At 39.0% G+C, this 23277-nt stretch carries 23 protein-coding genes, 1 pseudogene and 2 other annotated features; of the genes and pseudogenes, 20 read left to right on the forward strand and 4 right to left on the reverse strand.

All coding sequences use genetic code 11. From position 1 onward, the window contains the following. Positions 1 to 107 precede the first annotated feature (107 nt). Positions 108 to 338: a binding site (T-box leader), on the forward strand. A 74-nt stretch (positions 339 to 412) separates the two neighbouring features. The 8 genes from BW721_RS00175 to BW721_RS00210 all read left to right on the forward strand — a co-directional run bounded on the left by BW721_RS00175 (position 413) and on the right by BW721_RS00210 (position 8432). Beyond that, entirely contained in the window at positions 413 to 1615 is a 1203-nt protein-coding gene (locus tag BW721_RS00175) for an argininosuccinate synthase (protein ID WP_076765053.1), read from the forward strand. 1 nt (position 1616) lies between these two features. Beyond that, the gene (argH, locus tag BW721_RS00180) at positions 1617 to 2942 is read left to right on the forward strand and encodes an argininosuccinate lyase (protein ID WP_076765055.1); all 1326 of its coding nucleotides are present in this window, start codon (positions 1617 to 1619) and stop codon (positions 2940 to 2942) included. After that, positions 2937 to 3154, forward strand: a binding site (T-box leader). It overlaps the preceding gene by 6 nt. A gap of 103 nt (positions 3155 to 3257) precedes the next feature. After that, complete coding sequence (gene argB, locus BW721_RS00185; protein WP_198031369.1) at positions 3258 to 4142, forward strand: acetylglutamate kinase; 885 nt, start codon at positions 3258 to 3260, stop codon at positions 4140 to 4142. Then, entirely contained in the window at positions 4123 to 5331 is a 1209-nt protein-coding gene (locus BW721_RS00190) for an aspartate aminotransferase family protein (protein WP_076765057.1), read from the forward strand. Before argB ends, BW721_RS00190 begins: the two co-directional genes overlap by 20 nt. 3 nt (positions 5332 to 5334) lie before the next feature. Next, positions 5335 to 5874 carry a GNAT family N-acetyltransferase gene (locus tag BW721_RS00195; RefSeq protein ID WP_083686729.1) on the forward strand — a complete coding sequence of 180 codons (540 nt, stop codon included), beginning with the start codon at positions 5335 to 5337 and terminating at the stop codon, positions 5872 to 5874. Next, positions 5871 to 6917 (forward strand): N-acetyl-gamma-glutamyl-phosphate reductase, encoded by a 1047-nt coding sequence (gene argC / locus BW721_RS00200; RefSeq protein ID WP_076765059.1) that lies wholly within the window; start codon positions 5871 to 5873, stop codon positions 6915 to 6917. Before BW721_RS00195 ends, argC begins: the two co-directional genes overlap by 4 nt. Before the next feature lie 20 nt (positions 6918 to 6937). Next, positions 6938 to 7942 (forward strand): ornithine carbamoyltransferase, encoded by a 1005-nt coding sequence (argF, locus tag BW721_RS00205; protein ID WP_076765061.1) that lies wholly within the window; start codon positions 6938 to 6940, stop codon positions 7940 to 7942. Positions 7943 to 8027: 85 nt separating this feature from the next. Continuing rightward, positions 8028 to 8432 carry a GtrA family protein gene (locus BW721_RS00210; RefSeq protein WP_083686891.1) on the forward strand — a complete coding sequence of 135 codons (405 nt, stop codon included), beginning with the start codon at positions 8028 to 8030 and terminating at the stop codon, positions 8430 to 8432. 25 nt (positions 8433 to 8457) lie between these two features. On the opposite strand, the gene BW721_RS00215 is transcribed toward BW721_RS00210, so the two are convergent. Further along, complete coding sequence (locus BW721_RS00215; protein WP_076765065.1) at positions 8458 to 9060, reverse strand: hypothetical protein; 603 nt, start codon at positions 9058 to 9060, stop codon at positions 8458 to 8460. A gap of 409 nt (positions 9061 to 9469) precedes the next feature. Here BW721_RS00215 and BW721_RS00220 point away from each other — a divergent pair, with 409 nt between their 5' ends. Genes BW721_RS00220 through BW721_RS00240 form a run of 5 tightly spaced genes read left to right on the forward strand, consistent with a single transcriptional unit; the run spans position 9470 to position 14154 of the window. Further along, positions 9470 to 10582, forward strand: coding sequence for an ABC transporter substrate-binding protein (locus BW721_RS00220; RefSeq protein WP_076765067.1), 1113 nt, complete (start codon positions 9470 to 9472; stop codon positions 10580 to 10582). Between the two features lie 15 nt (positions 10583 to 10597). Then, complete coding sequence (locus BW721_RS00225) at positions 10598 to 11431, forward strand: alkaline phosphatase family protein (protein ID WP_076765069.1); 834 nt, start codon at positions 10598 to 10600, stop codon at positions 11429 to 11431. Next, positions 11432 to 12277 carry an ABC transporter permease gene (locus tag BW721_RS00230; RefSeq protein ID WP_076765070.1) on the forward strand — a complete coding sequence of 282 codons (846 nt, stop codon included), beginning with the start codon at positions 11432 to 11434 and terminating at the stop codon, positions 12275 to 12277. Continuing rightward, a complete protein-coding gene (locus BW721_RS00235) occupies positions 12278 to 13114 on the forward strand; it encodes an ABC transporter permease (protein ID WP_076765072.1) in 837 nt (278 codons plus the stop codon). A gap of 17 nt (positions 13115 to 13131) precedes the next feature. Continuing rightward, positions 13132 to 14154, forward strand: coding sequence for an ABC transporter ATP-binding protein (locus BW721_RS00240; RefSeq protein WP_076765074.1), 1023 nt, complete (start codon positions 13132 to 13134; stop codon positions 14152 to 14154). Positions 14155 to 14337: 183 nt separating this feature from the next. Here BW721_RS00240 and BW721_RS00245 read toward each other — a convergent pair whose 3' ends face one another. The 3 genes from BW721_RS00245 to BW721_RS00255 form a co-directional block, all read right to left on the reverse strand. Beyond that, positions 14338 to 15114, reverse strand: coding sequence for a histidinol-phosphatase HisJ family protein (locus BW721_RS00245; protein WP_076765076.1), 777 nt, complete (start codon positions 15112 to 15114; stop codon positions 14338 to 14340). A gap of 89 nt (positions 15115 to 15203) precedes the next feature. Then, positions 15204 to 15431: a hypothetical protein gene (locus BW721_RS00250; protein WP_076765078.1), complete on the reverse strand. Its 228-nt coding sequence runs from the start codon at positions 15429 to 15431 to the stop codon at positions 15204 to 15206. 51 nt (positions 15432 to 15482) lie between these two features. After that, positions 15483 to 16244: a sugar phosphate isomerase/epimerase family protein gene (locus tag BW721_RS00255; protein ID WP_076765080.1), complete on the reverse strand. Its 762-nt coding sequence runs from the start codon at positions 16242 to 16244 to the stop codon at positions 15483 to 15485. 916 nt (positions 16245 to 17160) lie between these two features. Between BW721_RS00255 and BW721_RS00260 the strand changes: the two genes are divergently transcribed. From BW721_RS00260 to BW721_RS00290, 7 genes and pseudogenes are all read left to right on the forward strand, one after another. Continuing rightward, complete coding sequence (locus BW721_RS00260; RefSeq protein WP_076765081.1) at positions 17161 to 17478, forward strand: rhodanese-like domain-containing protein; 318 nt, start codon at positions 17161 to 17163, stop codon at positions 17476 to 17478. 4 nt (positions 17479 to 17482) lie between these two features. Further along, entirely contained in the window at positions 17483 to 19138 is a 1656-nt protein-coding gene (locus BW721_RS00265) for an FAD-dependent oxidoreductase (protein WP_076765083.1), read from the forward strand. After that, a complete protein-coding gene (locus BW721_RS00270; RefSeq protein ID WP_076765085.1) occupies positions 19131 to 19433 on the forward strand; it encodes a rhodanese-like domain-containing protein in 303 nt (100 codons plus the stop codon). Before BW721_RS00265 ends, BW721_RS00270 begins: the two co-directional genes overlap by 8 nt. Further along, on the forward strand, positions 19430 to 19690 hold the full coding sequence (locus tag BW721_RS00275) for a metal-sensitive transcriptional regulator (RefSeq protein WP_076765087.1): 261 nt from the start codon (positions 19430 to 19432) through the stop codon (positions 19688 to 19690). The genes BW721_RS00270 and BW721_RS00275 overlap by 4 nt, the downstream gene beginning before the upstream one ends. A 54-nt stretch (positions 19691 to 19744) precedes the next feature. Beyond that, positions 19745 to 19969, forward strand: a pseudogene (locus tag BW721_RS00280) (L-arabinose isomerase); the annotation flags it as partial. A gap of 369 nt (positions 19970 to 20338) precedes the next feature. Next, positions 20339 to 20788 (forward strand): CopY/TcrY family copper transport repressor, encoded by a 450-nt coding sequence (locus BW721_RS00285; protein WP_198031416.1) that lies wholly within the window; start codon positions 20339 to 20341, stop codon positions 20786 to 20788. 15 nt (positions 20789 to 20803) lie between these two features. After that, positions 20804 to 23272, forward strand: coding sequence for a heavy metal translocating P-type ATPase (locus tag BW721_RS00290; RefSeq protein WP_076765090.1), 2469 nt, complete (start codon positions 20804 to 20806; stop codon positions 23270 to 23272). Positions 23273 to 23277: the final 5 nt, after the last annotated feature.

The raw sequence follows: 23277 nt of genomic DNA on the forward strand, positions 1-23277 counted from the left end.
TGCTTAATAAAAATATGATGAGAGTAAGTTAAAAATAAATGAAAAAATGTGTTGACAAGCTTATTTACTTTTCATATAATGTTTTCAACATATAAAAATTTTATATCATAAAATCAATGATAAAGAGAGTAAATCAGAGTGTTTTTCTCAAAGCGAGTTGGGGTAGAGTGGAAGCCCATCAGAAAATGCTGGTTGAACCGCACTTTATCGGATGAAGAGGTGAACCATGCAGTAGCTTCTTCCGCAGATCTGGCGTTAACAAAATGAGGTGGATATGTCTATGAGCATGTCAACTAGAGTGGTACCGCGGATTAATATACCTTTAACCCGTCTCTTGCATAACTGTGAGGGGCGGTTTTTTGTACACAAAAACTCCCTTCCAACCAATAACATGATAAAAGGGGTAGAAAAAATGGCAAAAGAAAAAATTGTTTTAGCATATTCTGGTGGATTGGATACATCAATTACGATTCCTTGGTTAAAAGAAAATTATGACGGTGAAATTATTGCCGTTTGTGTGGATGTTGGTCAAAAGGAAGACTGGGACGCAGTCGAGAAAAAAGCTATTGCATCAGGGGCAAGTAAATTTTTCTGTCCACACGTTGCTGATGAATTTGCGGAAGATTTTATTTATCCGGCTATCTCAGCTAATGCCAAATATCAAGGCACTTACTTATTAGGAACAGCGCTAGCTCGTCCTTTAATTGCTAAGGAACTTGTTGACATTGCTCACCAAGAAAATGCAACAGCTATTTGTCACGGATGTACTGGAAAAGGAAATGACCAAGTTCGTTTCGAAATGGGTATTGCAGCCTTTGACTCTGAAATGAAGGTTATTGCACCATGGCGTGAGTGGGAGATTAAATCCCGTGAAGATGCTATCGATTATGCTAACAAAAAAGGAATTCAGATCACCTCTACTAAAGAAAAAATCTATTCTGAAGATGAAAACTTAATGCACATTAGCCATGAGGGCGGTGATATTGAAAGTCCAGCAAATGCAGTTAACTATGCAGACATCTTACATATCACAAATGCCTTAGAACAAACGCCAGATGAAGCAGAAGTGGTTGCTATTACGTTCGAACAAGGGCGTGCAACAGCTGTAAATGGCCAAGCAATGAAACCATCAGACGTTTTAAAAACCCTAAATGAAATTGCTGGTAAACATGGTGTCGGCGTTCTTGATTGGATTGAAGACCGGACGATTGGGATGAAATCGCGTGGCATTTACGAAACACCGGGTGGCACTGTTCTGCTAGATGCGCATGAGCGTCTGGAAAGTTTAACATTGACAAAAGAAACCATTAAACTAAAAAAATATATCGGACTTGAATTGGCAGAACTCATTTATAACGGCCAATGGTATTCACAGGCCAACCTAGCGATTCAAGCCTTGATTAACCAAACGCAAGAATATGTAAATGGTGAAGTACAATTGAAACTTTACAAAGGCAATGTCTTGCCACATAGCTTAACGAGTCCAAACGAATTGTTTGATGCAGACGTATCAGGATTCGGCGAAGATGATTTATTTGATCATCATGATGCAAAAGGCTTTATCAATGTGATTACTCTGCCAACGAAAATTCAAAAGAGAAAAGGAATGATTTAATATGTCAACACTATGGGGCGGCCGTTTCCAAGAAGCTGCATCAAGTTTAATGCAATCGTTTAATGAATCCTTCTCTCTTGATAAACGCCTCTGGCAAGAAGATATTACAGCAAGTATTGCTCATGTCACCATGCTAGGTGATTGTCAGATTATCACTTCGGAAGAAAGTCAACTTCTGCAGAGTGAACTCAAAAAACTCTATCAAGCCATTGAAGCTGATCCATCGTTATTAACCGGTGATTATGAGGATATTCATAGTTTTGTAGAAGCTAAAATGATTGAAGCCTGCGGTGATACGGGTAAGAAAATGCATACGGCAAGAAGTCGTAACGACCAAGTAACGGTTGATATGAAGCTGTATGTTAAAAAGAGTTTGGCTGATTTGAAAGTGTTGGCGAGTCAAATGATTCAAGCCTTTCAAGAAAAAGGGCAATCAGTTGATGCCTTGATGCCTGCTTACACTCACTTGCAACGGGCACAAATTGTATCCTTTTCCTATGTATTAGATGCTTATGTAGCTATGTTTGAGCGAGACATTAAGAAAATCGATCATGCTATTGATTTACTCGATGAAAACCCACTGGGAGCTGGTGCGTTGGCTGGTACTACTTACCAAATTGACCGCCAACAAACGACAGACCTGCTTGGGTTTAGAGCGGTTCAACGTAATACCTTAGATAGTGTGAGTAATCGCGATTTTATTATCGATGCGTTGCATTGTTTCTCTAGTTTAATGATGCATATGAGTCGTTTTGCTGAGGATTTTATTATTTACTCTAGCCAAGAATTTCGCTTTATTGAGTTGTCGGACCATTTTTCAACAGGTAGCAGTATGATGCCACAAAAGAAAAATCCGGATGCCTTAGAACTTATTCGGGGTAAGTCAGCGAAGGTGATTAGTCTTTTGAATGCCATGTATGGCACGATGAAGGGTCTGCCGCTAAGCTACAATAAAGATATGCAGGAAGATAAGGCGATTTATTTTGAGGCATTGGATACGACAATGGCGTGTGTCAAAATACTAACGGGTGTCACTCAAGAGTTAACGGTGAATGAAAAACGTTTGTCAGAAACCATTCATGAAGGTTACTTGAATGCTACAGAATTAGCGGACTACTTGGTTCGTAAAGGCATTCCATTTAGAGAAGCTCACGGTATTGTCGGGCAAATGGTCTTGTATGCTATTGAAAAAGACAGTCAGTTGCATGATTTGGCATTTGATGAGCTGGCGCAATTTTCAGCAGTCATTCAAGCAGATATTTATCATGAATTAAATCCTGAAACGATTTTACAACAAGGGATTAAAAAGAATATGTTAATAAAGTAGTCGAGGACAAAGAGAGTAATTTATCTTAACCTACTAGCGAGATAAGGACAGGTGGAAGCTTATCAGGTGGGGTAAATGAAGCGCACTTTGGAGACAGATTGGTGAACGAAGATAAGTAGCCAATTTCGCAAGCTGAGCGTTATCGCAGATCGAGGGAATAGGCCATTGCGTCTATTAATCAGAGTGGTACCGCGGGAAAGCCCGTCTCTATTTTAGGATAGAGGCGGGCTTTTTTAGCTAAAAATGTCGAGTGAGCGAAAAAACCTAGCTACTCGACATAAAATAAATAAAACGCAATCGACAAGGAGTGATGGGATGATTATTTCAGCAGATGAACGGGCCGAGATATTAATTGACAGCCTAGGCTATATTAAAAAGTTTCATAATAAGATTGTTGTGATTAAGTATGGCGGCAATGCCATGTTGAACGATAAGTTAAAGGCTTCCGTGATAAAAGATATTGTTTTACTTAAATATATTGGGATGAATCCAGTGATTGTTCATGGCGGTGGTCCTGAGATTACCCAGATGATGGCATTGAAGGGGATTGAAACCAAATTTGTAAATGGTCTTCGTGTCACTACGCCGGAAACGATGAAGGTAGCTGAAATGGTTTTGACAGGAAGTATTTCTCCTGATATTGCATCTTTGTTTAATGCTAATGGAGTACCGAGTGTGAGTATGAGCGGTAAAGATGGTAAAACCATTTTAGCTAAGCAAAGAGACCCAGAGCTAGGCTTAGTCGGAGAAGTGACTCATATCAATACAGATTATATTTTAAATCTGATTAAAGATGGCTATTTACCGGTTGTTTCACCCATTGCTTATGGTGAGGACGGTATGAGTTTAAATATCAATTCTGATGAAGTTGCGAAACATTTAGCAACAGCTTTATCAGCAGATAAATTAATGCTCATCACAGATGTTGATGGCGTCTTAAATGATCCGAAAGATCCAACGACACTTATATCAAGACTAACTCTATCACAAATTAAAGAGGCAATTTCTGATGGTATTATTTCCGGAGGGATGATACCCAAACTCGATTGTTGTACAGGCGCAATTGAAGGGGGCGTTCACCGCTGTCATATTATTAATGGGACCATCCCACACTCGATCATTATTGAACTTTTTACAAAGGATGGTATTGGAACAATGGTGACCAATGAGGAGGATATTCATGAAAACGGCGATCGATAAACAATCTGTTATCAAAACAGCAGACCAATACTTAATGAACACCTATAGCCGCCAACCGATAGTCTTTGTTGATGGCTTTGAGTCAACCTTAATCGATTCAGAAGGCAAGCATTATACTGATTTCCTAGCTGGCATTGCAGTGACTAATCTGGGTTATAGCAATGAAAAGGTAAAGTCAGCCATGCTCCAACAAGCTAATACACTCGTTCATACGTCAAACTTATTTCATATTGAGCCGCAAGTAGCACTAGCTAAACTGCTATGTGATAACTCATTTGCTGACAAAGCCTTCTTTTCTAACTCAGGAGCAGAAGCAAATGAAGGAGCCGTTAAACTAGCCCGTAAGCGTGCCTATCTCACTCATGGCAGTGAAAAAAATGAAATCGTCGCGATGAAAGGTTCTTTCCATGGTCGGACACTGGCAACCATGAATATGACGGATAACGCCCATTACCGTGAAGGCTATGGCCCTCATCCCAGTGGGTTTGTCTTCACACCCTTTAACGATAGTGAGGCTCTAAAACAAGTAGTCGGTCAGCAAACAGCAGCGATTATTTTGGAACCTATCCAAGGAGAAGGCGGGGTTTATCCAGCGACACAAGAGTTTCTTCAAACCGCTCGCCAGCTAGCAGATCAATACGACTGTGCGCTTATTTTCGATGAAATTCAGTGCGGTATGGGCCGTTCAGGCTACATGTTTGCTTATGAAGAATCAGCCATTGAGCCTGATATCATCACATTGGCAAAAGCACTAGCAAACGGTCTGCCGATTGGTGCCATTTTAGCAAAAGGTGACTATGCCACAACTTTCCAACCTGGCAGCCACGGCACAACTTTTGGTGGCAACCCCTTAGCGACAGCAGCTGGCAAGGCAACCGTAGAAGAATTACTAAAGGAAGGATTTTTAGATACTGTTAAAGAGAAAAGTCATTATATGAAAAAACAACTGCTTAATTTACAAGCCAATCAGCCGTTAATTAAAGAGGTCAGAGGAAAAGGGTTACTACTAGGTTTAGAGCTTAACAGTGCTGGTGCAACAATCGTTCAAGAGATGTTGGCGAAAGGATTCATTATTAATTGTACGCAAGGGACTATTTTGCGGTTTATCCCGCCATTGACGATTAGCTATGAGGAAATAGATGCTATGGTGACTGCTTTAACAGATTTATTAGGAGAAGTAGAGGTGTAGGCTTTGAAAATTAGACAAACGAGCTGGCTCGATTTACCTATCTTAATGGATATGTTTGACTATGGCAGAAAACTCCAACGGCAATTAGGAAATATTTACCAATGGCAAAATGGTGACCCTAGCCAAGCTGTATTAGAAGCTGATATTCAAAGTGGCTATTCCTATGTTTGTGTCACCGATGAAGCAGAAGAACCCCTTTTACCAAAAGGAACCATAGTAGCAACTTTTTATTTACTACAAGACCATAATCCACTTTTTGATACATTGACTAATGGGGATTGGCTTTCTCATGATCCTTATGTCACCATTCATAGAATGTGTACCAATGGTAAGTTAAAGGGGGCGAGTCAGTACTGTATGAGGTGGGTCTTAGACCATTATTCTAATATTCGTATATATACACATGAAACCAATAAACCAATGATTCATGTTATTCAGAAATTTGGATTTAGTTTCTGTGGTCATATTTTTCCGGCAGATGGTGAAGCGAGAAATGCTTATCATTATGTCGCTAGCGAACAACTAAAGGAAGTGATTTCGTGATAAAAGTAGGTATTCTCGGTGCTAGCGGCTATGCTGGCGCAGAACTGGTCCGTTTGCTCGTTCAACGTCAAGACATTGAATTAGTCTTCGTTCATTCCAATAATTATGCCGATGCAGCTTTTTCAAGTCGCTACCCCCATTTAAAAGCGATTTTTGATAAAGGGTTCTCTGCAATTGAAATCGAAGAAACGGATTTGTTTGACCAAATTGATGTCCTCTTTTGCGCATTGCCGCATGCGGCATCCCAACTAGCTGTTAAAACAGCCGTTAACAAAGGAATCAAGGTTATTGATTTGTCGGCTGATTTTCGTTTAAGTGATCCTGATGTTTATGAGAAATGGTATCAAACTAAACATGAGGTAACTGACCTTTTGGAAAAAGCTGTTTATGGTCTTCCAGAAATAAACCGCCAAGCTATTCAAGAAACAAACTTAATTGCTAATCCCGGTTGCTATCCAACATCGGTTATTCTAGGCTTGTATCCCTTACTAAAGGCGGGCTACAAACCCAAACAAACCATTATTTCAGATTCTAAATCTGGGCTCTCAGGAGCAGGGCGTGGTTTGAAAGACGGCAATCTATTTGTTCAAGCAACCGAAACCATTCAACCCTATGCCGTTGGGACTCACCGTCATACACCAGAAATTGTGGAACAGCTAACAGCTATTAGCCAAGAAGACGTATCATTGATGTTTGTACCACATTTGGTTCCGATGCAGAGAGGGATTTTATCCACTATTTATGTGCATAATGACCACCACTTAAGCTATGATGATATTGATAAGCTTTACAAAGAAACTTACCAAGGTGAGCCCTTTGTGAGAGTATTAAACCAAGGCGAAACACCAACAACTAAAGCTGTGAGCGGCTCTAACTATTGTGATATCGGCTTAGCAGTTGATGAAACGACTAACACCATTATTATCACAGCTGTGATTGATAATCTCATTAAAGGTGCTAGTGGCCAAGCCGTTCAAAATATGAATATTATCTTTGGTTTGGACGAGACAACAGGCTTAACGCAAGCACCAATCTGGCCATAAAAAAGAAAAGGAGTGTTGATATGTTTCAAGGAAAAAGCTTCCTGAAAGAAATTGATTTTACAGCAGGTCAGCTCAACTATTTGATTGATTTTGCAATTCACTTAAAAGACTTAAAAAAACGAGGCATTCCTCACCAGTATTTAAAAGGACAAAATATTTGTTTACTCTTTGAAAAGAGTTCAACTCGAACAAGAGCCGCTTTCACCGTTGCTGCCAGCGATTTAGGTGCGTCAGCTGAATATTTAGGTGCCAATGATATTCATTTAAATGCTAAAGAATCTGTTGAAGATACAGCGAAAGTATTGGGCAGTATGTTTGATGGGATTGAATTTCGTGGCTTTAGCCAAGCGGTAGCAGAAGATTTAGCCAAGTATGCGGGTGTTCCTGTTTGGAATGGCCTAACTGATGATTGGCATCCTACTCAAATGATTGCAGATTACATGACATTAAAGGAAGAATTTGGTGATTTAAAAGGACTGACATTGGTTTATTGTGGTGATGGTCGTAACAACGTTGCCAATAGCCTACTTGTAACTGGAGCTATTTTAGGTGTCAATGTCACGATTGCGGCACCTAACAGTCTTTTCCCAGATGATAGTGTCTTAACTTTAGCGCAAACCTACGCCCAAGAATCAGGAGCGCAGCTTACCGTAACAGACGATATTCAGTCTGCTGTTGTGGATGCAGATGCCCTTTACACAGATGTGTGGGTCTCTATGGGAGAAGAAGATCAGTTTGAGGAACGAATTAAACTATTACTGGACTATCAAATTAATCAAGCTTTAACCAAGCAAATTCAAAAGGATTATATTTTCTTGCATTGTCTACCAGCCTTTCATGATGACACGACAAGCTATGCAAAAGAGATTGCAAGTCAATTTGGAATTAGCGAAATGGAAGTAACTGATCAGGTCTTCCGTAGCCCCCAAGCGCGCCAATTCCAACAAGCTGAAAATAGAATGCATGCCATTAAAGCCATTATGGCAGCGACAAATGGTCATTTATTTATTCCACAGATTGATTAACGTCTAACAATCCTCTGTTAGACGGCGACACCTTTCTTAGGTATAATCAAGAGCATAAGAGAGGGCGGTTGCGGTGAAAGAGCGAATGAAACGGTATGAAGAATTAGTGGGATATGTAGTCTTTGGCGGTCTGACTACAGTTGTGAATATTGTCGTATTTTTGGTACTAGAAAGGTATTCAGCCTTACCTTACTTGTGGGCAAATGCGATTGCAATTATCCTATCCATTTTATTCGCCTTCTTCACGAATAAACGCTATGTATTCAAATCACGAACAAAGCATTTACAGGCGCTGTGGCGCGAGTTTTATTTATTCGTTGGCTTTCGTTTGATAACGGCTTTCATTGATATGATCAGCATGTTTATACTGATTGATATGATTAACATCCCTGTCGAACCAGCCAAACTAATCACACAAGTCATTGTAGTCGTTTTAAACTACATCAGTAGTAAATGGTTTGTATTTAAACAAAAGAACGGACACCATTAGCCCCCCTAATGGTATCCGTTCTTTTTTAATAGTTTTTCTTCGGGTGGCGGTCAACGACTTCAGGATAGCGATTAAGTAATGCTTGTCCACTTTCTGTCAGTTCATAGCCTCTTAGCGTAAAGAAGTCTTGTAAGGCTTCCTCATCAAAATGACTGCGAATAAGCATCATCAATTGGTCTTTATTTAGCGATGAGTAACCACTGATTTTTTCTGCTTTTAAGCGGCTTTTCAATTGAGCAGCGCTGAGATAAGTGAGCGATTCACTAGCGCTTAATTCTCTCGCATAACCTTTTTCAAGTAATTCCTCTAAGGCTTGTTGGCCGTTAATGCCATAATTATATTCAAAGTATTTAGGATAAATACTGTCGTTTCTGAATGTTCCGAAGCCTATTCGCCATAATAATATGAGATAACCTGGCAAAATGTCCTCTTCATAACGAACCATATGGCGTTTTGGAACGAGCGTTTCTCTGCCATCCGAAACTTTATCGAGCCATTCTTTAAGGGGGCGTTTGGGTGAAATATAAGGCACTTCATCATAATCCTGATAGCGTTCAATAACAGCTTGAACCTCAGGATCGTTTAAGTCAAGATGGGCATTTTGTCTGTCTAGTCGATGGGAATTCATCTGAACACCTACTTTCTTCTATTACAATCATTGTAATGCTTTATTTTAAAATTGAAAAGAAATAGGAGTAAGCATGACTGTTAAAAACCAGCTTTGCTTACTCTTTTTATTATTCTGAGAATGCTTTAGCAACAGCATTTTCAATCATACGTGCAAATTGACCGCTTGAACACCTAATAAGTATAAAAGGGCAGATAAGACTAATACAAGTCCGCACAATAAGATAAAAATCCTAACGGGATTCTGCATCTTATTTCCTCTGTCTATCATAAAATTTAGACGTTTAAAGACCAAAAAGTCGCTTTACATAAACTTAACTCGTCATTTACTGAAAATAAATAAGACTCTGCTAACATCTAGTTTATAGTTTTATTAAAAAATACTTATTTTTAAAGGAGATTTTTTTCGAATGAATGGTCTAAATAAAGGGTTATTAAAAGGGTTAGCTCTAAGCAGTTCTTTATTATTAGGGGCTTGTAGCTCAGAAGGAATTGCGACGACAAATAATGAGTTGAACTTAAATGAATTAACTTTGGAAAAAATTGAAACACAAGCAAAAGAAGAAGGTCATGTTGAATCAGTTGGTATGCCAGATACATGGGCAAACTGGGGAGAAACCTGGCAGGAGTTAGAAGAAAACTACGGCTTAGCGCACGCTGATACAGATATGAGTTCAGCTGAAGAATTGGCTATCTTTAAAGCAGAACAAAATAACCCAACGAAGGATATCGGTGATGTTGGCCAATCATTTGGTCCCATTGCTGAAGAAGACGGCTTAACGCTTGCTTATAAAACATCCTATTGGGAAGATATCCCAGAATGGGCCAAAGATGACGATGGGGATTGGATTGTTGGTTATTATGGCACGTTATCGTTTATGACCAATACAGAAAAAGTGAGTGATGTGCCAACATCTTGGCAAGATGTATTAGATGGTGACTATAAAGTAACTGTTGGCGATGTTAATGCGGCAACTCAAGCTCAAAACGCTGTATTATCAGCAGCTATTGCCAATGGTGGCGACGAAACAAATCTTGATCCAGGTCTTGCTTTATTTGCTGAATTAGCTGAGCAAGGACGTTTAGATTTAGGCGATACGTCTCTAGCACGTTTGGAATCAGGAGAGATTGAAGTTGGCTTGTTCTGGGACTTTAATGCGTTAAACTATGCGGATCAAATTGAATCAACTAACCCTAATGCCTCTTTTGACGTAACGATTCCACAAGATGGTACGGTACAAAGTGGTTATGCAACAGTTATTAATTCGACAGCACCAAACCCACATGCAGCCGCACTTGCTCGTGAGTATATTTTATCTGATGAGGGACAAATTAACTTAGCAAAAGGTTATGCGCGTCCTATTCGTGACAATGTTGAATTACCGCAAGAAGTCCAAGATATTTTGTTGCCACAAGACCAATATCAAGCAGCGCAACCTATTTCAGACTACGATGCTTGGGAAAAAGCAGCAGCAGGACTTGGCCAAAGATGGCAAGAAGAGATTTTGACGAAAATTAACTAAGAAAAGGTTGTTAATATGAATAACGTTATTTTTATTGTATTAGATGGATTAAATGCCAGAACGGCCCGTGACCACATGGGCTTTCTGGAACATCTTGTTGAAAAAAAGATTATGGCAGCTTATACCGTAAAATCAGAGTTACCAGCTCAATCGCGTCCCTTATATGAAGTGTTACAAACGGGCGTTGCCGCTTATGAAAATGGGATTACTTCTAATTCAATCTCACGCTTATCTAAAGAGGTCAGTGTCTTTCAATTGGCTAGAAACCAACAATTGAAAACAGCTGCTGCTAGCTACCATTGGGTTAGTGAACTCTATAACCGATCACCATTTAATCCGATGACTGACCGCATTCAGTTAAATACAAACCAAACAATCGAAAATGGTTTCTTTTATTTTGAAGACCATTACCCAGATAGTCATTTAATCAGTGATGGTGCCTATTTAATTGAACAGACAAATTCCAATTATACCTTGATTCATTCGATGAATATTGATGATGCTGGCCACCGCTATGGCTCAGATAGCAAAGAGTATGTCCAAGCTGCGGTAAGAGTGGATAGTATCCTATCTCAATATATTTGGCAGTGGATGAAGAATGGCTATCAAATTGTGGTAACAGCTGATCATGGCATGAACCACTTCCATACTCATAATGGCACCAGTGACAGTGACCAGTTAGTTCCCCTTTATATTTTTTCAGATAAAGTAGCAGTTGGTGACTATCGATTAGAAACGAGTCCTGTTCCACAACTCGAGATGGCGCCATTCTTATGTGAGTTATTAGCCATTCCAAAATCTGACAAGATGATAACCGTTCAATCTATCAAATGGAAGGGGACGGAGTAGATGGTCGTAGCTGAGAAACGGAAGTACCTCATTTTATTATTGCCTTTTGTTGTTTTAATTAGTTTGTTTGAATTGCTACCGCTCCTTAGCATTTTCCTAAACAGTTTTCTATCACCGTCCACGGGTAAATGGAGTTTAGAAAATTTTGCTAGTATTTTTTCGAGCGATTATTATGTGATGTCCTTGATCAATAGTTTAAAGGTAACGATGTTATCTGCATTGATTGGAATTCTGATTGCTATCTTAGGTGCCTATGCCATTCATACAGCCAGTCCTAAATTAAAAAAAGCCTTTATTATGATTTTAAACATGACTGCTAACTTTCAAGGGATTGTTCTTGCGTTCGCCTTTATTTTACTACTAGGCAATTCAGGAACACTCACCTTGCTAGGTCAGCAGTTTGGTATTCCAGGACTAGCTGATTACAACTTATATGGGACATCGGGCATTATTATTACGTTTATTTATTTTCAAATTCCTCTAGCGATTTTATTACTCTATCCTTCATTTGACGCTATTCACCAAGAATATAAAGAAGCAGCAATGATATTAAAAGCAAGCTCCTTTCAGTTTTGGCTTAGAGTAGGGATTCACATTTTATTACCGAGTATTTTCGGAACCTTTTCTGTATTATTTTCCAATGCCTTAGCTGCTTACGCAACACCTTATGCCTTGTTAGGCAGTAATTATGCGTTATTGCCGATTCGTATATCCGCTATGTTTACAGGGGACGTTGTCCAGCAGGTGGAATTGGGTAGTGCATTATCCATTATTATGTTGGCGATGATGAGTGTGATGACCTTAGTCAGTCATTTATTACTGAAGAAAGTAAGGAGGGGAGTCTAAATGAAGCAAGAGTCATCATTTTTATCCAAAGTGATTATCGGAGCGATTGCCTTATTTTTGCTCCTACCTGTTTTGGTAACTATTATCAATTCGTTATTCCGAGATTTTTCGTCTCTCGTTCCAAAAGGCTTTACTTTAGAATTTTATCAATCGGTATTAGGTGGTAAGGAAAATATGCTACCTGCTATTGGTCGATCACTAATGATTTCAATTGTACCGACATTAGTGATGCTAGTTGTTTTGCTATTAACATTGTATGTGATTCAAGTTTATTACCCACAATGGGACAAGTATTTAGATATCCTATCTAAAATTCCTTACGGGATTCAAGGCGTTATTTTAGCTGTTTCAATTATTTCTTTGTATGCTTCTCGACCGGGATTTTTATCTAACCGTATTTTCTTATTAGGATGTGCCTACAGCATTGTCATTTTACCTTATATGTACCAGGGGATTAAAAATGCCTTAACAACGATTGAGATGAAACCTATTTTAGAAGCAGCTGAAACATTGGGTTCTAGTAAATTGTATGCTTACTTTATGATCATCGTTCCTAGCATTTTAAAAGGACTAGTTGCAACCTTATTACTATCAATTGGTATTTTATTTAGTGATTTTGTCTTAGTTAATATTATTGCCGGTAGTTATTTTGAAACCACAGGTATTTTCCTAGATCGTATTCGATCGGTATCAGGTCATGCTGCCAGCGCTATTTCGGTTATTATTTTTTGTATGATGTTGGGCTTAACCTTTATCGCTAACTATTTAAATCAAGATAGTAAAGGCCCTGTTGAAGCAAAATTATTTCAAAAAGAAAATAAACAGCACGGCCGTTAGAGAGAAGGGGAATAAGGATGTCATATATTGAATTTAAAGCAATTAATAAGTCATATGATGGTAAAACACTTGTTTTAAAAGAGTTAGATTTAGATGTCAAAGAAGGGGATTTAGTCACTTTATTAGGGCCTTCTGGTTGTGGGAAATCAACCTTGTTACGTTCGCTCGTTGGCTTTGAATCCATCGATAGTGGCCGTATTATCATCAATGGTCAAGACGTAACAGATTTGCCACCAGCTAAACGCGATATTGGGATGGTTTTTCAACAATATTCACTGTTTCCTAATATGACTGTTTTTGAAAATATTGCCTTTGGATTGAAAATGAAGAAAATGAACAAGAACGATATTCAGCTGAAAGTGTCGGAAATGATAGAGCTTGTTGGCCTAATAGGCAAGGAAGACTATTACCCTGACAAATTATCTGGTGGACAAAAACAGCGAGTTGCCTTAGCTCGCGCTATCGTTACTGAACCAAAAGTTTTACTTTTGGATGAGCCCTTGTCAGCCATTGATGCTTTATTACGTAAAAAACTGCAAAAACAAATTCGTAAAATCCAAAAAACATTAAATATTACCACTATTTTTGTAACTCACGATCAAGATGAGGCTATGTTAATGTCGGATGTCATTCACGTTATGAATGAAGGGCGAATTGAACAATCAGGAAGTCCAACCGATATTTATACGCATCCACATAGTCATTTTGTAGCATCATTTATTGGACACTACAATATTTTAGAAGCGAATGATTACCAAAAACTGACCAATAATCAAGCAACGACTAGCCATGTCGCCATTCGACCAGAAGCCATTGAATATTATCAAGAAGCTGAGCCACATTCCGATGACTATTATTGTTTCAAAGGGAAAGTGATTGATGAAACGATTAATGGGAATATTTTGTCTTATACCATTCGAACCGATAGCGGGATCACACTTCGAGCAGATAATCTTTACCGGACTTTTAATATTCTAGAGAAACATCAATCTGTCTACCTGCAAGTAGAGAAGAGAAATGTTTTGAGCTTAGCTCAATAAAAATGGGGACTGGGAAATAACTCCAGTCCCTTTTTTATATACGAATAATTGTTGCGCAAACGTGCTCAAAAAGGCAGCCCCGACATGCGTTTCCCGAATAATACTCGGACGGTCTACGACCACCCTGCGTTTTTTCGGTCCAACGATTCGGGGCTAAACGCCTTTTTTCCCACTCTCTCATTTTTATATAGCCACAACATAGGCTTGTTGTTGTTTAAATTGCACCACTTCATGGACGTTCATTTCTTTTAATAATTGGATAGCATCATCAAAGCGATAGCGATACTTGGCCGTTGAGTGGGCATCAGAGCCTAGGCTAAAGCGACGACCGCCAACTGATAAATAAAGTTGAATCATATAACGGTAAAGATCAATATTACCGTAGTCATACATGCTACGGGTATTTAATTCTAAGGCCATTTCCTTTACAACTAGTGTCGATAAAAGTTCCTTTAAAATCGGTTTAAAGGCAATCAAGTCATCAACCGAAACATCTAATCGTCTCAAACCATAGTCAAAATGAGCAAAGACATTGGCACCATCAAACTGTTGAACAGCCTCTAGACATAATTCAAAGTATTCCTTCATCACATCTGTTGGATTAAGTTTTTCCACTTCAGCCATTAAAAAATCAAACTGACCGTTTTGATGAACACTTAATAAAACGACATCAAAGGCTTTATCTTTGAGATAAGCCTGAATATCAGAAGCTGATTGTCTTGTATAACCCACTTCAATCCCGCGTCTAATACGATCCTTGTAGCTGTCGTTTAAGTGGGCAATCTTTTCTGAATAAGACTGGTAGTCTAAAATTGTATCCTGACCACCATTATAAGCGTCTTTGAAATCCAAGTGTTCGGTTGTGACGATGATACCGTCCGTTAGGGCTAAGTAGGCTTCAAATGTTTCAGATGAATCAGGTGAAAAATGAGTGTGCATATGTTGGTCGTAATAAGTCATCAATAGGCCTCCTAAATATTTCTTACCATCTATTTTAGCAAAGGAAGGTTGTTATTTAGTAAAAGCCATGTAAAGACCATGTAAAATAACTAGGCATCATGCTCAAAGTAGCCTGGAAATGCTTGAACGATTGTGTCTAAATCACGATCAACCATCTCTAAATGCTTTAGAATTTGTTCTCCTAATTCCTTCTTTTTACCTTGTTTAGCAAATTGAACAATAGTCTCATGTTCATCAATAATATCGTCCCAACTTAGATCTTTTAATTCAATTCGTAAATAACGATAACGGTTCAATGAAATATTGATGGCTTGCATCCAATCCCAAACAAACCCCCTCATCACGTGACGATGAGGGGGTTCAGTTTATCAGCTGAGTAATTTTCTTAATGTTTGAGCATCCTTTATGAATAGCTTGCTGTCATTATCTTTAACAAATTCAATCAAGTAATCGGTTTGATGAGGCGAATAGGTTTGAATTGCATCGATATAATCTTGCCACTCCGAAACGCCATCTTCTAAAGGATAACGATTATAGTCAGCATCCCAATGAAAAACGTGGCAGTTGGTTAAATAAGGACCAAGAGACTTGATATGGGCAATCCGCTCTGACTGAGAAAGGTAACTCAGTGGTTGCCAATAAAGATAAAGATTTGGTTCATCCACGCTTTGGATGAGTTTTAAACTACTAACGATACTATCGGTATAGGTGCCTTGGTGACATTCAAGATGAATCGATGAGTCTGCTTGTTTTGCTAAACGGCAAGCCTGTTTGATATCTCTGACGACTACTTGAAAGTGGTCGTCGTTAATAGCACCAACTACTTTATGTCGATTCATCTTATTAGTCCAAATTCGAATGCGCTTCGTTTCAAGAGCTAGGGCTGTCTCGATATAGGGACTAAAATTCTCCCCTTGTCCTGCATAATAATAAGAACCATAGGCAGCAACGGTTAAGCCAGCTTGCCTAGTCTCTTGGCCAACTGATTGAGCAACATCAAGATAACCAATAGGCACATGAACATCGCCAGCCCATTCAATGGTATCTAAGCCACTAGCTTTGGCTAGCTTAATAATCTGACTCGGCGTTTTTTTACGAAAGGTAACCGAGCAAAGTCCAATTTGAGTCATCATAACCCTCCTAGTCGTTGATCGTTAATAGCAGTTGATTCACGTAAACACCGCATGCTCCAATTACGACGTTCAAGTTTGTATAAGGTTTTAAGATTAGTTGCTGTGATTGTGAGCTAGCAAAGAGTGACAGTTATCTGCTAATGTCTTCTTTAAAGAAACGCGTTAATTACTATTCAAAAAAAAGTCCCTTGAATATAAATTTTCTCTGAATCCAACATAGTCGAAAGATTATTAGAGGTTGTTGCAATATCGTTTATCGCATATTTTGATTTGTAATTATTTTGTTAGTTAGAGTCATGATGGATCACCTCATAACTTATTATAGCCTATTAATTGTTTGTTGTAATTTTGATTTGTAAATTTATGCTAGACAAAGTTGATTCATCTTGTAAGCGGTGAATAAGATGCTGGGAATCCTATCGGTTTTACGGGAAGTAAAGGTTTTTTCGGCATCCATGGTGGTAACGTTGTTAATTGTATTTTGTACATCTAGATTATGAATAGTGATGCTAACCGTCTAATTTTCAAGCAGGCCAAACAGAAGCACTAGCAAATGCTATTACGTTCACTTTATTGATAACTTTGTTTATATGGGTGGTGGTGGCGCAACAAACGGTTTAATTTTTGTTATCCTAATTTTATCAATATGAAAAAATGCCATACAACAGCTGTTACGGTATCATGTACAATGCCACCAGTTATCAGTGGTTATTTAATACAGGAGGAAGTTTTGCTGGGTCGCTTTTACAAATCAACTGTATTTTAGTTGATATTGTGATTTACTTGTCGTTATTTATCATTTAATTAAATATGCCATCTGATGAAAGGCTTAGCCTAGCTATTGACAAAGTCAATAGAGATGCTTTAATATACCTATAGGGGTATATTAATTTGAGGGTAAAGGAGAATAAAAATGTTTCACTTATTTAAACGAATACTAACGATATCAAGCGATGAAATGGAAAGTAAGTTGACGAAGCGTATTCAATTGATTGACGTTCGCACAAAATCAGAATACCGGCTGGGGCATATTCCTGAGGCTAGAAATGTTCCTTTAGACAGTCTTCATACCTTTAAAGGAAACAAAGATGAGATCGTTTATGTGATTTGTCAGAGTGGCATGCGTAGTAAACGGGCGGCTAAAGAATTATCTAGTCAAGGTTATGATGTCCGTAATATTCGTTATGGTATGAACCAGTGGCAAGGGGAAATAAGAAAGGGGAATGAATAGAATAATGGAAAAAGTAGTTATTATAGGTGGCGTAGCCGGAGGGATGTCAGCAGCGACACGCTTACGCCGATTAAATGAATCGCTGAATATTGTTGTCTTTGAAAAGGGTCCTTATGTATCCTTTGCGAACTGTGGATTACCGTATTACGTCTCTGGAGAAATTGAAAATCGAGATAGCTTGTTATTGCAAACACCGGAATCCCTCCATAATCGCTTCAACATAGATGTTCGGGTGAACCATGAAGTTACTGGTATTAATCCAGATACTAAGACACTAACAGTGAATCACCAAGGTGTAGAAAAAACGGAAAGCTATGATAAATTGATTTTATCTCCCGGAGCTAAACCATTCCTTCCTCAAATAGCTGGCATGGAAGAAGCAGAGAATGTCTTTACTTTAAGAAATGTACCTGATCTAGATGGTATTATGAACTATCTAAATGACCATAAAATAGAGAAGGCTTTAGTGATTGGAGCTGGCTTCATTGGTTTGGAGATGGCAGAAAATTTGAAGGCAATCGGTTTGGATGTCACTATTGTTGAGAAAGCACCGCACATTTTGCCAACTTTAGATGAAGAAATGGCTGCTTTTGTAAGTCGTGAACTTGAAGCGAATCAGGTTAAAGTAGTGACCGGTCAATCGGCAACTAAGTTTAGCAATAAAGGTCGCTTAGTTTACTTAGAAGATGGTCAAACAATTGAAACAGATTTGATTATTTTATCTATTGGTGTTCAACCGGACAGTCGTTTAGCTGAAGAGGCTGGTCTTGCATTAGGATTACGTGGCGGTATTGTGGTTAACGAACAGTATCAAACATCAGACCCTGATATTTATGCGGTGGGTGATGCGATTATTGTAAAACAACAATTGACTGGCGAAGATAGCCTGATTTCATTAGCATCTCCTGCTAACCGCCAAGGTCGTCAAGTTGCTGATGTTCTTTCAGCTCTCAATCGAAAAAATAAAGGGAGCATTGGCACAGCTATTGTGCGTGTATTTGGTATAACAGCAGCTTCGACAGGTCTGACTGAGCGACTAGTAAAAAATAGTAACTTGAATTATAAAGCAGTTCATACAACAAACAAAGACCACGCGTCTTATTATCCAGGCGCAACAGATATTCAGTTAAAACTAATTTTTGATCCGACGACAGGTAAGATATATGGTGTTCAAGCTGTTGGAGCTAAGGGTGTCGATAAGCGAATTGATGTCTTAGCAACAGCTATTAAAGGCGGGCTAACGATTTTCGATTTGCCAGAATTAGAATTGACATATGCACCGCCATTTGGTTCGGCTAAGGATCCTGTGAATATGATTGGCTATGTCGCGATGAATATTGCTGAGGAGCTGAGCGATAATATTCAGTGGCATGAACTATCAGATGAACTAGCTAATGGTGCAGTCTTGCTTGATGTGCGATCAAAAGCAGAATTGGCAAATGGTCAATTTAAAGATGCGATTCATATTCCCTTGGATGAGTTGCGACAACGCATCGATGAATTAGATAGAGAGCAAACGTATATCATTAGTTGCCATAGTGGATTAAGAAGTTATCTAGCAGAGCGTCTGTTAAAACAACATCAGTTTAAGGTTAAAAATTTAGATGGTGCTTTTTCAATTTACCAAACAGTAAGACCGGAGGAGATTCGTTATGTATAGATCAAAAGGGATGGATGAATTTTACCAAGAAGATTATCGACAAGGCGCAACGATTATAGATGTCAGGGAAGTTGATGAATTTACACAAGGACATATTCCCTCAGCTAAAAATATTCCACTCAGTGGACTAGCTGAAAGCTTTTCTAAGCTAGAGAAACAAACAGACTATCATGTTATTTGCCATTCAGGAGGACGCTCTGCCATGGCATGTGAGTTTTTAGCTCAAAAAGGCTATAATGTTGTCAACGTTATGGGCGGCATGTCTTCTTGGAAAGGAGAAGTGACTAACGAATGACATCATGTGATAAAAAGGTTCTGAACAGGCTAAAACGAGCAGAAGGTCAAATTCGAGGCATTCAAAAGATGATTGAAGATGAGAAAGAATGCACGGATATTATCACGCAATTAAGTGCGGTCAGATCAAGTGTTGATCGGGTTATGGGAATTATTGTTGCTGAAAACCTACAAAACTGTATACAGAATCCTGATGAGGATCAAAATTTACAAGCGGAAAAAATCCAACAAGCCATCGATTTGATTATCAAAAAATAGATAGTTAAAAAAGATTTGTAAAACATCTCCGCAACTTGTATAATTTGCTTTAATAAGCTAAGTTGTAATGAAGTTGAACTATTTGAGCCAGAAGTTGCAGCGCCAAAATTACCGGTTGCTCGTATTCTATGGGAAGTAAAACCAAACTTCCATGATAGCGTCCGTTCATGGATTGAAGCAGGTGGTGGTCACCATACCGTCGTATCCTTGAATTTAACAACCCAACAAATTATTGATTGGGCTAAAATGGTTAACCTTGAGTATGTGGTGATTAAATAAAAATGAACGTTAAAAACCCCATTTATTTTGCTGAAAGGCAAAGTAAATGGGGTTTTTTTGTAGACTAGGGGATTATAAATTCAGCCATCAACGTCTAGCTCCCAAGTCCTGACCTAGTGAAAAAAAGATAAATTTGCCCCATTGCGCGCTTCGCTGCTCGCTAACGCATATCATTCGACTAACCCGCTGAAGCGTGAAGTCTCCTGACAATTCAGGGTCAAATTTCCTATTTTTTCATAGGCCAAGGCGGACTTGTCCGCTTTTCTTATGCTTTATATGAGACGCAATAAAAATTCCTTGACAACCATAGTTTACGAGTGTAGACTATGGTTGTAGGTTACGATTGTAAACGTAAAAGGGAAGTGAGAAATAATGGTGATGAATATCCAAATTAAAATTACAGACGCTGAATGGGAAGTCATGCGGGTTGTTTGGGCACACGGGTCAGTGACCAGTCGAGAAATCATCGAAATTTTAGAGAGTAAAATGCAATGGAAGGCCCCAACAATCAAAACGTTGATAGGCCGTTTGGTTGAAAAAGGCGCACTGGCTACTTATTCAGAAGGAAGAAAGTTCATTTACACTGCGAAAGTTAGTGAGCAAGAGAGTATGGATGTATACACAGAAGATATCCTTTCTCGGGTTTGTAACAAACATAATGGCAAGGTCATTGCTGATTTGGTAGAGGAAGCAGCACTGAGCAAAAAGGATATTGCAAGTTTAATGGAACTATTGCAGAAAAAATCAGAAAGCGCTTTGGAAGTAGTTCCGTGTGAATGTGTAACGGGACAATGTGAATGTCACTTACATCATACCTAACAGAGGGGGATAAGAATGGAAAGCAAAGTGTTTAATATTGAAGGCATGACCTGTGCGTCTTGTGCACAGACAGTAGAAAAAGCGGCAAAAAAGGTGGATGGGGTCACAAAGGCTTCTGTGAACCTAGCAACAGAAAAGTTGAGTATAGAATACAATGAACCAACTTTTTCGGTAGAAAATCTACAAAAAGCGGTGGATAATTCAGGGTATGAACTGATTGTCCAAGAGGGAAGGACGCAAACCTTTGCAATTGAAGGTATGACCTGCGCATCCTGTGCACAGACAATTGAAAAAGCCGTCGGAAAGTTGTCGGGCGTAGATAAAGCTTCCGTCAATTTAGCGACAGAAAAAATGCAAGTTTCCTATAACCCGGCAGCAATTTCAGTATCTGATGTGACTGGTGCTGTATCCAATAGTGGTTATGCAGCCGTATTAGAGACTACGGATACTCAAGATAATTCACGAGCAGAGAAGCGTGAGAAAAAAGAAAAAAGAATGAAGCAACTTTTAAATCGTTTTGGGATATCCATTATATTTACAATCCCTGTATTAATTATATCCATGGGTCCAATGGTAGGTATACCTCTACCAAATATCGTTGACCCAATGATAAATGCATTTAATTTTTCTCTTTTACAACTTCTTCTGACTTTGCCGATAATGGTAGTAAGCTGGGAATATTTCCAGAAGGGATTTAAAACTTTATTTAAAGGTCACCCAAATATGGATTCCCTGATTGCGCTTGGTACGGCGTCTGCATTTGTTTACAGCCTTGCTGCGACAATCGGGACAGGCCTGGGTTACGGCAATTTTTCCGATTTACTTTATTATGAAGTAACTGGAGTTATCTTGGCGCTCCATACATTAGGGCTATTTTTAGAAGAACGCTCAAAGGGGCAAATGTCCTCAGCTATTGAAAAATTAATTAACATGGCTCCTAAAACAGCTCGAGTAATACGTAATGGTGTGGAACAAGAGATTACTGTGGACGAAGTCGCTTTAGGAGATGTTATTCGAGTTCGTCCGGGAGAAAGTATGCCTGTAGATGGTGTTGTTGTTGAGGGACGCACTTCAGTCGATGAATCAATGCTGACAGGAGAAAGTATCCCCGTGGAAAAGAAAAGTGGAGACGAGGTTATTGGGGCTAGTATCAATAAAAATGGTTCCATTGATTACCGCGCGACTCGAGTGGGAAGTGATACAACTCTATCTCAAATCATAAAATTAGTAGAAGATGCTCAAGGGTCTAAAGCACCCATTGCTCGAATGGCCGATATCATTACCGGATATTTCGTACCGATTGTTATAGCATTAGCCGTTTTAGCAGGGATTGCTTGGTTAATTGCAGGTCAATCTGGTATATTTGCTTTATCCGTTATCATAACAACCCTTGTCATTGCTTGTCCATGTGCCTTAGGTTTGGCGACTCCAACAAGTATTATGGTTGGAACCGGAAAAGGGGCAGAACATGGTGTCTTGATAAAAAGTGGTGAGGCATTAGAAACCACTCATAATTTAGACACGATTGTATTTGATAAAACAGGGACACTGACAGAAGGTAAACCTATCGTGACGGATATTTTGGTAACTCCTCTTATTACTAAAGAAAATCTTTTATATTATGCAGCTTCCGGTGAAACAGGTTCTGAACACCCATTAGGCGAAGCCATCGTACAGAAATCAAAAGAAGAGAACATGACATTAGCTAAACCAGATCATTTTGAAGCGATTCCTGGACACGGGATTCGAGTTGAAATTGAGGGCAAAGATATGTACATTGGAAACCGTAAACTGATGATAGAACAAAAGATTGATTTATCAAGCATGGAAAAAGAATCCGATCGTTTAGCAGACGAAGGAAAAACACCGATGTATCTCTCTGTTGATGGAGAACTAGCTGGAATTATCGCAGTAGCTGACACACTCAAGGAAAATAGTATGAAGGCTGTTAAAGAACTTAGAAGACGCGGTGTTGAAGTAATCATGATTACTGGAGATAACAAACGTACAGCCAAAGCGATTGCTAAGCAAGTGGGTATAGACAGTGTATTAAGTGAAGTATTACCTGAAGATAAAGCAGAGGAAGTCAAAAAACTACAAGAGGCAGGCAAGAAGGTAGCGATGGTTGGAGACGGCATTAACGATGCACCCGCATTAGCTCAAGCAGATATCGGAATTGCAGTTGGGTCAGGTACGGACGTGGCGATAGAATCAGCTGATATTGTCCTAATGCGTAACGATTTAACGGCTGTATTGACTGCGATTGATTTAAGTCATACAACGCTACGAAACATTAAACAAAACTTGTTCTGGGCTTTTGCTTACAACCTTGTAGGTATTCCAGTTGCAATGGGTCTCTTGTATATTTTCGACGGCCCGCTGATGAGCCCGATGTTTGCGGCAGTCGCAATGAGTTTCAGTTCGGTGTCTGTGTTACTAAACGCCTTACGCTTGAAACGATTTAAACCTTCGGCTGTTAAGTGAATCAA

The organism is Jeotgalibaca sp. PTS2502 (assembly GCF_001975685.1).
In the GTDB taxonomy this organism is placed as follows: domain Bacteria; phylum Bacillota; class Bacilli; order Lactobacillales; family Aerococcaceae; genus Jeotgalibaca; species Jeotgalibaca arthritidis.

Coding starts and splice junctions, on each gene's coding strand:
- BW721_RS00255 (WP_076765080.1), bottom strand. CDS start 16,244: ATGACTCAAATTGGACTTTGCTCGGTTACCTTTCGTAAAAAAACGCCG.
- BW721_RS00240 (WP_076765074.1), top strand. CDS start 13,132: ATGTCATATATTGAATTTAAAGCAATTAATAAGTCATATGATGGTAAA.
- argH (WP_076765055.1), top strand. CDS start 1,617: ATGTCAACACTATGGGGCGGCCGTTTCCAAGAAGCTGCATCAAGTTTA.
- BW721_RS00225 (WP_076765069.1), top strand. CDS start 10,598: ATGAATAACGTTATTTTTATTGTATTAGATGGATTAAATGCCAGAACG.
- BW721_RS00270 (WP_076765085.1), top strand. CDS start 19,131: ATGTATAGATCAAAAGGGATGGATGAATTTTACCAAGAAGATTATCGA.
- BW721_RS00220 (WP_076765067.1), top strand. CDS start 9,470: ATGAATGGTCTAAATAAAGGGTTATTAAAAGGGTTAGCTCTAAGCAGT.
- BW721_RS00275 (WP_076765087.1), top strand. CDS start 19,430: ATGACATCATGTGATAAAAAGGTTCTGAACAGGCTAAAACGAGCAGAA.
- BW721_RS00210 (WP_083686891.1), top strand. CDS start 8,028: ATGAAACGGTATGAAGAATTAGTGGGATATGTAGTCTTTGGCGGTCTG.
- argF (WP_076765061.1), top strand. CDS start 6,938: ATGTTTCAAGGAAAAAGCTTCCTGAAAGAAATTGATTTTACAGCAGGT.
- BW721_RS00260 (WP_076765081.1), top strand. CDS start 17,161: ATGTTTCACTTATTTAAACGAATACTAACGATATCAAGCGATGAAATG.
- argB (WP_198031369.1), top strand. CDS start 3,258: ATGATTATTTCAGCAGATGAACGGGCCGAGATATTAATTGACAGCCTA.
- BW721_RS00250 (WP_076765078.1), bottom strand. CDS start 15,431: ATGCAAGCCATCAATATTTCATTGAACCGTTATCGTTATTTACGAATT.
- BW721_RS00235 (WP_076765072.1), top strand. CDS start 12,278: ATGAAGCAAGAGTCATCATTTTTATCCAAAGTGATTATCGGAGCGATT.
- BW721_RS00290 (WP_076765090.1), top strand. CDS start 20,804: ATGGAAAGCAAAGTGTTTAATATTGAAGGCATGACCTGTGCGTCTTGT.
- BW721_RS00175 (WP_076765053.1), top strand. CDS start 413: ATGGCAAAAGAAAAAATTGTTTTAGCATATTCTGGTGGATTGGATACA.
- BW721_RS00265 (WP_076765083.1), top strand. CDS start 17,483: ATGGAAAAAGTAGTTATTATAGGTGGCGTAGCCGGAGGGATGTCAGCA.
- BW721_RS00230 (WP_076765070.1), top strand. CDS start 11,432: ATGGTCGTAGCTGAGAAACGGAAGTACCTCATTTTATTATTGCCTTTT.
- BW721_RS00190 (WP_076765057.1), top strand. CDS start 4,123: ATGAAAACGGCGATCGATAAACAATCTGTTATCAAAACAGCAGACCAA.
- BW721_RS00245 (WP_076765076.1), bottom strand. CDS start 15,114: ATGACTTATTACGACCAACATATGCACACTCATTTTTCACCTGATTCA.
- BW721_RS00215 (WP_076765065.1), bottom strand. CDS start 9,060: ATGAATTCCCATCGACTAGACAGACAAAATGCCCATCTTGACTTAAAC.